This window comes from Leptolyngbya boryana PCC 6306, assembly GCF_000353285.1.
In the GTDB taxonomy this organism is placed as follows: domain Bacteria; phylum Cyanobacteriota; class Cyanobacteriia; order Leptolyngbyales; family Leptolyngbyaceae; genus Leptolyngbya; species Leptolyngbya boryana.
The window spans coordinates 335,613-349,117 of the sequence record NZ_KB731326.1; the positions used below are offsets into that span (position 1 = coordinate 335,613).

Consider the following 13,505-nt stretch of genomic DNA (forward strand, 5'->3'; position numbering starts at 1 on the left):
TCATGCCGAGCCTTGCTGTTTCTGTTTCCACTTCGATTCGCCGTCTCTCAGCCACATTGATGACACTGGGAGTCTTGGCAAGTAGTCCTGCGATCGTGCTAGCTCATGGCGGGCATGGCAACGAGTTTCAGGGGGGAGCAACGCAATCGTCTGGCAGCGTGCAAGTCGATGCGGCAACGGCTCAACGGCTCGGCTTCAAAGTGGAGCCTGTTACCCGACAACGCTTAGCATTTGGTATCAAGACGACCGGACAAATTGAATCGCTGCCGAATCGCCAGGTTGAAGTCACAACGCCAGTCGGGGGAACCTTACTGCGGCTGCTCGTCAAACCTGGTGATGCAGTCAGTGCAGGGCAACCACTGGCGGTTATGACGAGTCCAGATTTAGCACAGTTGAGAACCGAGGCGCTCGATCGACGCAGTGATGCGACAGGCACAGTCCAACAAGCAGAAGCGGATTTACAGCTTGCTCAGGAAAATCTAGCGCGTCAGAAGACCATCGTCGATCGAGAAATTCAGCAAGCGCGATCGGCGTTTGATTTTGCCCAAGAAAGCTACACCAAAGATCAGCAATTGGCTCAAACTGGAGCGCTTCCACGACGATCAGCGCTCGAATCGGGAACAAAACTGGCAGAAGCTCGCGCGAATCTATCAAAAGCAGAAAGTCGATTAGCCGTTTCAGAAGCTCAAGCCCAACTGAAGCGGGCACAATCAGCGCTAGAAGTTGCACGATCGCGGGTTCAACTGAGCGGTCAAACTTATGAAACTCGATTGCGGCAGTTAGGAGCGAATGCGAATGAAGATGGCACGATCACAATTACGGCTCCGATTTCCGGCACCGTTGCCGACCGAGAAGCAACCCCTGGAGAATCGGGACAAGACGCGGGAAAGCAAATTTTAACGATCGTCAATGGCAGTAGCGTGCAAGCATCGGGCAACATTTACGAGAAGGATCTGAACCAAGTTCGGGTGGGTCAGCCTGTTCGAGTTAAGGTCAATGGATTGAACAATCGGACTTTTAACGGGCGGATTAGTGTTGTGGGTTCAACCGTACAGGGTGAAACCCGTGTTGTGCCCGTGAAAGTGGAACTGGATAATGCAGATGGAGTATTGAAGCCGGGAATGTTCGCTGAGATTGAAGTACTGACTGATCGCACTTCGGTTTTAGTCTTAGCTGTACCAAAATCTGCGATCGTCGAAACTAATGATAAAAAGAAAATTGTCTTTGTGCAAAACGGCAACGCTTTTCAAGCCACCGATATTACACTCGGACGAGAATCCGGCGAACTTGTAGAAGTTACAAACGGCTTATTTGATGGCGATAAAGTGGTGACGCAACGCGCACCGCAACTATATACCCAGTCATTACGGGGTGATGCAAAAGCCGATGCAGAACACAGTGAAGCTCCCGCAGCACCCGCTCAAGGATTCAATCTGTCTGCACTGCCCTGGTGGGTGATGCTACCTGCGGGAGGCGCGATCGCGGCAGGTACGTTTTGGGCAGGTGCGGTTTGGTCATCCCGTCGTAATCGTCGGCTTCAACCCGCAGAAAACGGTTCTATGTCTCCCTACGAGACTGAAATTCATTTTCACTCTAATGGCAACGGAAATAGTTCTGCACCTAGCAAAGTTCGTACATCTGTAGATCCGTTAGAGGAATCGCGGAATCCGCATCAGAATTAGTGGATTCACGAGCGATCGCTTTCTACCTCTAAACACAATACTTTCTTGCCTGTCCTTTGCGACGAGCTCTACTCACCTTCCTTTCAATGAACATCGAGCTATTGCTATGCTGAATGCGATTCTCAAGTGGTCAATTGCGCGTCGTTGGCTAGTTATCTTAGGCACGATCGTCGTCACGATTTGGATTTTCCGCACGATCGTTCAAATGCCGCTCGATGTGTTTCCGAGCTTTGCACCGCCCCAAGTTGAAATTCAAACCGAATCCGCAGGACTCGCGCCAGAAGAAATTGAATCCCTGGTGACATTGCCGATCGAGAGTGCGATTAACGGTACACCGGGCGTTTCGGCAGTGCGATCCGCTTCAGCACCCGGACTTTCAGTCGTGAAAGTCGTTTTCAACTGGGGAACAGATATCTATCAAGCGCGACAGCTTGTCACTGAGCGGCTCCAGCAGGCGCAAAGCAAACTTCCAGAAGGAGTCGAAACGCCGCAAATTTCTCCAATTACGTCACCCATTAGTACGGTGATGCAGTACGCTTTTACTCCTGAGACGACCTCGCTCATGGACGTGCGGCGCTTGGTCGATTGGCAGGTCACAAATCGCTTGTTAGCGGTGCCGGGAGTGAGTCAAGTGATCGCCTATGGCGGCGACATGCGGCAGTATCAAGTCCTCGTTGATCCGGCAAAACTCACCTCGTTCAATGTGTCGCTTCAGCAGGTCAGAGAAGCGGTTGCAGGGGCGAATGTGAATGCACCAGGAGGCTTTTTAATTACACCGGATCGAGAACGCTTGATTCGCGGGATTGGACGCATCGAATCGATTGAAGACCTCAAACAATCGGTGGTGACTGCTCGGAATGGAACTCCGGTTCGGTTATCGGATGTGGCAGACGTGATGATCGGATCTGCTTTAAAGCGCGGAGACAGTAGCCTCAATGGTCGCAAAGCTGTGATTGTGATGGTGAACAAACAACCGATGGCAGATACGCCTACGGTGACGCGAGCGATCGAGACAGCAATGGCGGAAATCAAAACAGGGTTACCGAAAGATATCAAAATCGATGTCACCTTTCGCCAAGAGGACTATATTGATTCCTCGATCGAGAATGTGCGATCAGCGTTGGTCGAAGGTGCAATTATCGTTGCGATCATTCTGATTCCGTTCCTCATGAACTGGCGGAGTTTAGTCATTTGTTTCGTTGCATTGCCGCTATCGTTGCTGATCGGTGTAATGGCGCTCGACTGGCTAGGACAAGGCTTGAACACGATGACACTGGGGGGATTGGCAGTCGCGATCGGGTCGGCGGTCGATGATGCGATTGTGGATGCGGAAAATGTGTTTCGATCACTGCGAGAAAACAAATATGCGGCTGAGCGTCGCCCGGTGTTAGAAGTCGTCTTGGAAGGCTGCCAAGAAGTGCGAGATTCGGTGTTTGGGGCAACGCTGATCACGATCGTAGTCTTCTCTCCGGTGTTTGCGCTCGGTGGTGTAGAGGGCAGCATTTTTATCCCGATGGGAATTGGTTACATGGTGGCAGTATTAGCATCGAGCGTGACGGCATTAACAGTGACTCCTGCTTTATGTGCGCTGTTGCTGCCGTATGGAAATTTACCTGAAACTGAGCCTTGGGTGGCGCGATTTTTCAAACGTCTTTATGCCCCGTTTTTAGACTTTGCAATTCGTCGATCAAGGGTGATTATTTCTGTTGCCATTGCAACCTCGATCGCTGCAATTGTCATTGTGCCCGCTCTGGGTCGGGAGTTTTTGCCAGCGTTTCAGGAAAAAACGCTTGTGAACACATTAATGCTGTATCCGGGAACCTCACTCGAAGCCACCAATGCCGCCGCAGAAGCGATTCAACATGCCCTTAAAGATGATCCTCGTTTCGAGTACGTTCAGATGCGCTCCGGGCGTGCCCCTGGTGATGGGGATGCCGCAGGCGTGAACTTAGCGCATTTGGATGTGGATCTGTCTGAAAAAGGATTGAAAGAGCGGAACAGTAGCATCGAGAAACTGCGGCAAGAAATGGCGCGATTACCCGGTGTTGCACCCAACATTGGTGGCTTTATTTCTCACCGGATGGATGAAGTTTTGTCAGGGGTGAGAAGCGCGATCGCGGTCAAAATCTTCGGCACAGACCTAGCTCAACTGCGAACAATTGGGGAGCAAGTTGAAACACAGATGCAATCCATTAAAGGCATCGTCGATTTACAGCTTGAGCCTCAGATCCCGATCGAGCAGGTGCAGATCAAGTTCGATCGGGCGGCGGCTGGGCGTTATGGACTTACCGTTGGCAATCTGTCAGATATCGTTGAAACAGCACTGAACGGACAAGTCGTTTCACAAGTTCTAGAACAGCAGCAAACGTTTGATTTGCTGGTTTGGTTAAAGCCTGAAGCAAGAACAAATTTAGAGACCATTTCAAGATTGTTAGTCGATACTCCGACCGGACAGAAAATTCCTTTAGCTCAAGTTGCTGCGATTACGCAAGGTCAAGGACCAAACACGATTAACCGGGAAAACGTTTCACGGCTAATCGTTGTAGCGGCGAATGCGGAAGGGCGAGATATGCGATCAATTGTCAACGAAATTCAAGCTAAAGTGAACCAGAACGTGCAGCTGCCGGCAGGCTACTTTATTCAGTATGGAGGACAGTTTGAGGCAGAAGAACGGGCAACCCAGAACATTCTGATTTTTAGCGCGATCGCAGCAGTTGTAATTGCTGTGCTGATGTATTTGTCCGTCAAATCAATTCCCTCGACAATCATGATCATGGTCAATCTACCATTAGCGTTAGTCGGTGGAGTGTTTTCGGTTGCGTTAACAGGCGGTGTGATTTCGGTTGCATCACTCGTAGGGTTTGTGACGCTCTTTGGGGTTGCGACTCGCAATGGATTGCTATTAGTCGATAACTACAACACTAAATTAGCTGAGGGAATGCCACTCAAAGATGTGTTAGTCAAAGGCACAATGGAACGGCTTAACGCGATTTTGATGACTGCTTTTACGTCTGCATTGGGGCTTGCTCCGCTTGTGATCTCAGGTGGACCTGGTAAAGAAATTTTGCAGCCATTGTCGATCGTCGTGCTAGGAGGATTATTCACCTCAACTGCTTTGACGCTGTTAATCATCCCTGCACTCTATAGTCGATTCGCTCATCTCCTTTTCTCTAAAAAGAAGACTGCGCTTGATAGCTCGATGAAGCTTGTGCAGAGCCAATAACGACTTTCTCTCTCTATTATTTTGCTGATTTCATGTGCATTTCATATTGTTGAAACAACATAGAGATATGAATGCTCAGGAGAACTAATATGAGAACTCCGCTGATCTTTGTATCAATTGCGATCGTCCTTTCCGTAATCTCGATTCCTACTGCTTTTGCAAATCAACTTACTGTTCCGTCTTCAGTAAATACGACTCCATCAGCAACCCTACCTCAACCACAACCTAATACTCTCCGCAATCAAAATGCAATCAATGGTTCTCACACCCAGAACGCAACCGTTCAAGCCCAAATGAGAACTCCTACCACATTGCATCGCCGCTGTACTGGAGATGCAGCGAAAGCAAAGCCGCCTGTTCCTAACAATCCAACTCATCTCAGAAATGTAATTTGGCGAAATATGCGGGCAATGTGTACTTGAACCTTCTTTCAATCATTAGCGATCGAGTTTCGCATAAATATCAGCCGTTCTACCTTTAAAGCGGCTTTTTTCACGTCATCCTGGTTCCATAAGCACCTGAGACGGTAATAGTTGATGATAGCTATCGTCAACAACAGTGCGAGGAGTCATTAATTTCCCGCACATCACTTAGAATTTACGCTTGCAGATTGAGGAAAAAATGAGCATTTTCCTCGACTAATTGTTGAGCCTAGTTCTAGTTTCATTCCCATTTCATAATTTCCTGTCATGATGAGTTGTTGGTTGTAGGCATACAATCTGCCGATTTTCCCAAGGGAGTGTTCAGAAGAACGATGCTCAACTCGATTGTCAAATGGTCGATCGCGCAACGATGGCTGATTGTCCTTGCCTCAATTCTCCTTTCACTTTGGGGACTGCGCGTCATTACTCAAATGCCTTTGGATGTGTTTCCAGCGTTTGCCCCGCCCCAAGTTGAAATTCAAACTGAAGCGGCTGGACTCGCACCCGAAGAAGTCGAATCACTCGTGACTCGTCCAATTGAAAGCGCGATCAACGGAACGCCCGGACTTGTCTCTTTACGATCCGCCTCGGCAGTTGGGATCTCTTCAGTCAAAGCAGTTTTTGGATGGGACACTGATGTTTATCGCGCCCGTCAGCTTGTAACTGAGCGATTAGGGCGCACCCAGAGCATTTTGCCTCAAGGCGTGGATCAGCCAGAAATCTTACCTGTGAGTTCACCACTCGGTTGGACTGTGAAATATGCCTTCACTTCAGAAACAACGCCGTTAATGGAAGTCTCAAGGCTAGTCGGATGGGATATCAAAAACCGATTATTAGCCGTTCCAGGTGTGAGTAATGTTTTTCTCTATGGTGGGGATGAACGACAGTATCAAGTGCTAGTTGATCCCAACAAGCTCAAAGCATTCAATGTGTCGATCAATGACGTGGTGAAAGCAGCTCAGAATGCTAACGTGAATGTTCCGGGTGGATTTGTTGTTACACCAGATCAAGAACTATTAGTTCGAGGCATTGGACGAATTGAATCGATCGAGCCACTGAAGCGGTCGGTCATTAAATCCGTTAATGGAACTCCGATTCTGCTCGAACAAGTGGCAGAGGTGAAAATTGGAGCTGCACTTAGACGAGGTGATGGATTGTTTCGCGGCAAGCGATCGGTGATTCTCACAGTAACGAAGCAACCGAATGCAGATACACCGACGGTTGTAAAAGCTGTAGATGCAGCAATGGAAGATCTCAAAGGGGGACTACCACCGGATGTGAAATTCTTCAAGACGTTTGATCAAAATCTGTTTATTGGCTTGTCGATCGAGAACGTCAGAGACGCATTAAGAGACGGCGTGATCATTGTGTCAGTAGTGCTGATTGCATTTCTGATGAACTGGCGCACCGTGGTGATTAGCCTCAGCGCATTGCCGCTCTCGTTGCTCGTCGGAATGATTGTTCTTAACTGGACAGGGCAAGGTATTAACACGATGACGCTAGGCGGCTTAGTCGTTGCGATTGGTTCAGTTGTTGATGATGCGATCGTCGATATGGAAAATGTCTATCGTCGATTGCGGGAGAATCAGGTTGCGGAGAATCCTAAACCGCCATTGCAAGTTGTATTTGATGGATCGATCGAAGTCAGAACCAGCGTTTTGTTTGCAACGATCATCATTGTGGTCATCTTTGCGCCAATTTTCGCCCTCTCAGGCGTTGAAGGTCGAATTTTTACCCCGATGGGACTTGCCTACCTTCTGTCAATCTTGGCTTCGACTGCGGTAGCATTGACGCTCACTCCTGCATTGTGTGCGTTGCTGTTGGCGAATCGTCGTTTACCCAGTACTGAAACCTGGCTCGAACGCAAAGCACATCAAGTCTATCGTCCCGCTTTAAGATTTTCGATTCGTCGTCCTAAAGTCGTTTTAACGGCTGCGATCGCAGGTTTCATCGCGTCTCTGATCATCCTGCCGACTTTGGGCAGCGTCTTTTTACCTGAATTTCAAGATCGTCAGTTAGTCAATGCGGTGATTCTATTTCCGGGAGAGTCGCTAGAAGCAACCAATCAAGCGGCTCTCGACTTTGAGGAGGTATTTAAAGACGATAAGCGAATTGAGTCAATCCAGTTTCGGTCTGGCTTTGCTCAGGGTGATCCGGATGTTGCAGGCGTGAACTTTGGCGAATTAGACGTTGAAATCAGTGAAGAAGGCGCGAAAGAACGAGAAAAAGTGATTGAGGCATTGCGAAAAGAAGGTGAGAAGATTCCGGGCGTTGTGATTAACATTGGTGGATTTATTTCTCACCGGATGGATGAGATTTTGTCAGGAGTAAGAAGCGCGATCGCCGTCAAAATCTACGGGGCTGAACTCGATCAGCTTCGGACGGTCGGGCAGGAAGTTCAATCTGCCATGAGCAGCATTCCAGGCTTGGTCGATTTACAGCTTGAACCTCAAGTTCCAGTCAAACAGGTGCAAATTCAATTTGATCGTGAAGCGGCAGCCCGATACGGACTCAGCATTGGAGAACTTGCAGAAACGATCGAAACTGGACTGAATGGGCGGACTGTTTCACAAGTCTTAGAGAAGCAACAAACCTTTAACCTGGTGGTCTGGTTGCAAGAGCAATATCGGAATAACTTGGATGTGATTGGCAATTTGCTAATTGATACGCCGAATAACCAAAAGATTCCGCTTTCTCAAGTGGCAAAAGTTGTCTATGGCGAAGGACCCAGTACAATCAATCGAGAAAACGTCTCGCGCTTAATTGTCGTTTCTGCGAATGTGTCAGGGCGAGATTTAGGATCAGTGATCAAAGATGTACGTGATCGTGTGAAACAAGTCAAACTCCCTAGCGGCTACTATGTCGAATTTGGGGGACAGTTCCAGGCACAAGAACAAGCCACTCAAACCCTAATCATTGCTGGGCTTGCCGCATTTGCGATCATTTCAGTCCTGCTCTACTTCGCTGTGAAATCAATTCCAGCAACCTTGATGATTATGATCAACTTGCCATTAGCATTGATTGGAGGTGTGATTTCTGTTGCGGTCAGTGGCGGAATTATCTCGGTCGCATCAATGGTCGGATTTATTACGCTGTTTGGGGTCGCAACTCGAAATGGTTTACTGTTAGTCGATAACTACAACCAGCAATTAGCTCAAGGCATTCCGCTTAAGCAAGTGATTGTGGAAGGCTCAATGGAGCGATTAGTTGCTATCCTATTAACCGCACTTGCATCAGCATTAGGCATGGTTCCACTGGTCATTGGATCGGGTGCAGGCAAAGAGATTTTGCAGCCGCTCGCCGTAGTTGTTCTAGGAGGACTATTCACGTCTACTGCATTAACACTGCTGGTGCTTCCCGCTTTGTATTCGCTCTTTGGAAAGTTTATGATGCCAAAACAGTCCGACGCGATCGCTGAAAATGACGATCGTGTTTCTCATCTCAATGTTGCAGAATCTTAAATTCAGGAGATAACCATGAAAACGCTGAAATCCTTTTTGATTGTTGCTGGTAGCGCAGGTCTACTGTTTCTCGGTGCGTGTAGCAGTGGTGGCAACCAAGCGAGTGCGCCAGCCAATAGTCCTGCTGTAAGTAATAGTCCTGCTGCAAGCTCTTCTCCTTCAGCCAATCATGATGCTGACCATAAAGCGGGGGGCGGAATTGTGGTTGAGTCTGGTGCTTACCATTTGGAACTCAAGCCTGAAAAGGAAGGAAATGAAACTCACCTAGATTTATTTGTGCAGAAAGGCGACAATCACGAAACGATTCCAAACGCGAAAGTCACTGCACAGGTACAACTTCCCGATGGAAGCCAACAATCCGTTCCCATGACTTACGACGCAGATGGAAAGCACTATACAGCTAAACTACCTAGTGCTGCGGCAGGAGAATATAAAGTCGCTGTGCAGTCTGAGATTGGTAGCGAGAAAGTGAATGCTCGGTATGCCTTCAAGCTGTAAGGCTGACAGCTTGAATCCCGCTATTTAGAAACATCTGTAAAGCAAGCGCGTTGTTAGAGGCTGGCTTTACAGATGTTTTTGATGCAACATTGCATGATTTGGAGTATCTATGAAACTAAAAGTTAGCCAAACAACCTTTTTTAAGCAATCTACCTTGGATTCATCGAAGCTGTCTGCTCAAGACAAAGTAAGCGTGAATGCAGGGAGAGTCTTTGAAATTCATTCTTGGAAAGAGATCGACAAAAATCATCTTAAGGTTGCACTATTCAACGACTTCTTGGGCAATCCACCGCGAAATACTTGGTACGTTTATCAGCCTCATATTCAATTGATTAACAGTCAGGGTCAGATAACACAACCTGAGTCACCTAAAATCACCCTTCCTTCAATCTTTTATCGATTACCAAAAACAAAAAGGCTAAATATTCCGCACAAGAGTCAGATGGATAATGCGTTGAATCCTAGAGGAGCCTGCAACGTCACATCTTACGCAATGGTGATGGATTATTTTAAGATTCCACAACGCACTAACGCAGTTCAGTTTGAAGATGAACTGTATCGGTTTTTAGAAAATAAGGGTTTGTCTCGCTGGGACCCTTACGATCTAGCGCAAATGGGTGAGGCTTATGGGCTAAAGGTAGACTTTACCACACGAGCAAGATTATGGGACATTCGCAAAGCGATCGCAGAAGGCTATGCCTGTATTATTCACGGTTACTTTACGAGCTTTGGTCATATTATGGTCGTTCGAGGCTATGATTCGGCTGGATTTTTTGTGAACGATCCGTTTGGTGAGTGGTTTGAGTCGGGTTATCGCAATGATTTTTCAGGTGAGAATTTGCATTACTCGAACGAACTCATCAAAGCGAAGTGTTCGCCTGAAGGTGAAAACTACTTGTGGCTGCATCGCATTACAAAGGCATGACTTTTTTGCACTTCGTAGCTTATTTCATTCTGTTTTCATGTTCATTGTTTAATCTAAGAAATAGTTCGTCTCACACACGAGCAGCAGTGGGTGACTTTGTTCACCCACAGCGATTGATTTGATTAGTGGTACTCTCTCATGACTCAGCGATCGATGAGCAAGAAAATGCGTCGTTACGGTGTGATTGGTCTTATGACTGCCGCAACAGTTGCCACAATTGCAGTAACACGTAATTCAGTAGGAAACCAACCTGCTACCGCAGATAGTGAGCATTCCTCTCATGCTCAGATGAACGGAATGGAGCATTCATCAATGCCGGGAATGTCTCATGACGATGCTCACGGTGAACACGGATCGAATGCAAACGCAGTTACAACCCAAGCCACGCTTACAACAAGCGGAAACTTGACCGTTAATCAACCAAGCAGACTGACGATCGCAGTTCAAGATGCTCAAGGCAAAGCAATCTCAAAATTCGACACGTTCCAAGAAAAGCTGATGCACTTGATCGTCGTCAGCAACGATTTACAGGTCTTTCAACACCTTCATCCGACGTACAAAGGCAACGGGCTGTTTGAAGTCGAAACCGCCTTACCGCAAGCAGGTAGCTACACGCTGATTAGTGACTATAAACCTGCTGGAAAAGCCGAAGCCGTTTCGGTGATGAAGACTCAAGTTCCCGGAACACCACCCGCAACACCAGCAATTAATCTAGAGCGCAGTAAAACGATCGATACGACCAAAGTTGATCTCTCGCTCTCGACTCCAACCGTTAAAGCAGGGCAGGAGGTGACGCTCGCATTTAATCTTCAAGACAAAAACAATCAGCCGATTCAAGACCTCCAGCCCTATTTAGGTGAGCAGGGACATCTGGTGATTCTCAAGCAGTCTCAAGACCTCAGCAGAGCAGATTATATTCATGCTCATGCAATGAAGAGAGCACCGCAAGGACAAGTAGCATTTATGACCACGTTTCCGCAGCCTGGAAAGTATAAGCTATGGGGACAATTTAATCGGGGTGGCAAAATCGTTGTCTCGGATTTCTGGATTGACGTTCAGTAACTTCAGCAAAGCCGCGATCGTAAGAGTTAACGCGATCGCATCTTTACCTGATCTCCAGCAACATAACCAGAGTTCATGAGAGCGGTTGTCTTCTCCAGAACTCTTAGGAAAGGTTAGCAACGCAGTAATACGATGAAGAAATCAGGGGACACTTCCCGAAAACAAGAGAAGCGAAATTTTTGGAGTAAACTACAACAATTTAATTTCAGCAGCGAATCAAAAGTTACAGCAGCATTTCAAGTATCTCGGAATCAAACAATTTCTGCTCTTCGCTACATTTTATTGCTGTTGCTGATTCCATTACTTGTGAACCAAGCGACCAAAACGCTAGTCGTTGAACCATTGTCTCAATATTTCGAGAACTATCAACAAGTAGAATCTCGACTTGAAGGATTTCAAGAAGAGCGAATTCTTCAAGAACTGCAAAACTATAAAAACCGTCTCCGCTTTGAGTCGCTTTTGCAAGGTGTGTCAGAAAACTCTACATCGATTATGGAAGCAAAACTGCAAAATAAAGTAGTGGATTTAGCAGAAGAGTACCGTAAAGGAAACACAGAAGTTATTAAGAATCTTACGGCGGATTTTCTAGCTTTGACTGTTTTTCTTATTCTCATCCTGAAAAGTCAATCTCAGCTTAAAAATTTGAAGCGATTCTTAGGTCAATTACTTGCTGGCTTGAGCGATTCTGCAAAAGCGTTTTTGATTATTTTATTTACAGATATTTTTGTAGGTTTTCATTCATCTTACGGTTGGGATGTAGCTCTAAACAGCGTTTTAAGCCACTATGGGCTACCTGAGAATAAGCAGTTTGTTGGGATATTCATTGCTACGTTTCCAGTGACGCTTGATGCGATCGGCAAGTATTGGATTTTTCGCTATCTCAATCGACTATCACCTTCTGCTGTAGTCACCTATCGCACGATGAATGAATAGCATAGATGCTTCATGCAACCTTGGCAATTTTGGTCATCGCGTTGTGATCTGTACCAAACTTACAAATTGCATCGCAATGCTGGCGAAGCTCCGAGAAGAGAATGTATTGAATCGGTACGTTTTGCTGTTTAATTGACGGGCGTTTAAGCTGAAGAATGACTTCTTTCTCGCGCTGATTCGGAACGACTAAAAAGAGCGTTCTCAAATTGTGTGGAAATGAGACAGCAAGATCACTCAGTCTTAGGATTCCAGAGTAGATTGAGGTACTTTTCTCAACTTCAAACGCGCTCACAACCCGGTTTGTTCCTTTTTCTAGCCACAACACATCAATTAAACCAATGGTGTTAAATGTGTCTTGATCTGCCTCCATTTTTGGTAAACAAGGAATGCAGAGAAATGAAAACTTGCTGTCCTGATAGGCTTTAGAACGATCGTTACTGGCAACAACCACGTCATACCCCAAAGCATGACCAATTTTCACAAGATGGTACTGCATTTCTGTGTGTAAATCCTCTTCCTGCTGCTCTGACAAAACCTCTGCATGTCGCTTTTTGAGCAACTTCTCAACCTTAGTTTTTTGTGTATCGTCTAGTGCTGCGCTACTTTCAATCAGAAGTTTATTTGCGCCAATCTCGAAGAGTAAACCTGCGATCGCACCTAAATCCGTTGATAGCTCGGTTCGATACTGAGCATTTGTGTGCAAAATCACTTCTCGCATTTTCAAATAACTTGTCCACGAACCAAGTTTCTGCTTTTCGTTGAAGAGTAGATTAAATCCGTTGACGATCGCAGTATTGAAAGGCGGAATCAGGGTCGGGTGCAGAAAATAGAGGATACTAGCAACCGCAGGACCTAACCCCTTAATATTTCTCTCTGATAATTTGATGATTTGCTTAACAAGCTGCTCTTCTTTAGTTGCACTTAAACAAGTTTCAAGAAACTGACCAAAGGCAACTTTATTAGCTTCATTCTCGTAGATGTCAGGAATGCGAAGTTTCGGCTTCCAATAGAACGGATGGGCTGCTCCTTCAAAAACTTGCTTTTGCTCGGTAATGCAGGTCAACACAAATTCTAGTGAGGAGCCTTTGAAATCATTCCCGAAGCTTCCAGTTTTGATATCCTGAACCACAGTCAGAACGCCACGACGAATCGATCGAAACGCTTTCAATCGATCCTCGTTGTTGATAAACCAAGTGCTGTAAACAGATTCCGGGTCTTGTTTATACTGACGAACGACATTCAACAATTCAGTCATCAATTTTGCAACCTTGCATAAAGAAGCAGAATGCTCAATCTACT

General features: G+C 46.6%; 9 protein-coding genes. 8 read left to right on the forward strand and 1 reads right to left on the reverse strand.

Annotation, left to right across the window (positions count from 1 at the left end; translation table 11 throughout):
• Positions 1-2: 2 nt before the first annotated feature.
• From LEPBO_RS0134885 to LEPBO_RS39515, 8 genes are all read left to right on the forward strand, one after another.
• Complete coding sequence (locus LEPBO_RS0134885) at positions 3-1,682, forward strand: efflux RND transporter periplasmic adaptor subunit (protein WP_017292231.1); 1,680 nt, start codon at positions 3-5, stop codon at positions 1,680-1,682.
• 106 nt (positions 1,683-1,788) lie between these two features.
• Positions 1,789-4,905, forward strand: a complete 3,117-nt coding sequence (locus tag LEPBO_RS0134890) for an efflux RND transporter permease subunit (protein WP_017292232.1) — start codon at positions 1,789-1,791, stop codon at positions 4,903-4,905.
• An 89-nt stretch (positions 4,906-4,994) separates the two neighbouring features.
• Positions 4,995-5,327: a hypothetical protein gene (locus tag LEPBO_RS0134895; protein ID WP_017292233.1), complete on the forward strand. Its 333-nt coding sequence runs from the start codon at positions 4,995-4,997 to the stop codon at positions 5,325-5,327.
• Between the two features lie 332 nt (positions 5,328-5,659).
• On the forward strand, positions 5,660-8,788 hold the full coding sequence (locus LEPBO_RS0134900) for an efflux RND transporter permease subunit (protein ID WP_017292234.1): 3,129 nt from the start codon (positions 5,660-5,662) through the stop codon (positions 8,786-8,788).
• A gap of 15 nt (positions 8,789-8,803) precedes the next feature.
• On the forward strand, positions 8,804-9,286 hold the full coding sequence (locus LEPBO_RS0134905) for a hypothetical protein (protein WP_017292235.1): 483 nt from the start codon (positions 8,804-8,806) through the stop codon (positions 9,284-9,286).
• 109 nt (positions 9,287-9,395) lie between these two features.
• The gene (locus LEPBO_RS0134910) at positions 9,396-10,211 is read left to right on the forward strand and encodes a C39 family peptidase (protein ID WP_017292236.1); all 816 of its coding nucleotides are present in this window, start codon (positions 9,396-9,398) and stop codon (positions 10,209-10,211) included.
• Between the two features lie 138 nt (positions 10,212-10,349).
• A complete protein-coding gene (locus LEPBO_RS0134915) occupies positions 10,350-11,273 on the forward strand; it encodes a hypothetical protein (RefSeq protein WP_017292237.1) in 924 nt (307 codons plus the stop codon).
• A 132-nt stretch (positions 11,274-11,405) separates the two neighbouring features.
• Entirely contained in the window at positions 11,406-12,206 is an 801-nt protein-coding gene (locus tag LEPBO_RS39515; RefSeq protein WP_017292238.1) for a hypothetical protein, read from the forward strand.
• 10 nt (positions 12,207-12,216) lie between these two features.
• Here LEPBO_RS39515 and LEPBO_RS0134925 read toward each other — a convergent pair whose 3' ends face one another.
• A complete protein-coding gene (locus LEPBO_RS0134925; RefSeq protein WP_017292239.1) occupies positions 12,217-13,461 on the reverse strand; it encodes a hypothetical protein in 1,245 nt (414 codons plus the stop codon).
• Positions 13,462-13,505 lie beyond the last annotated feature (44 nt).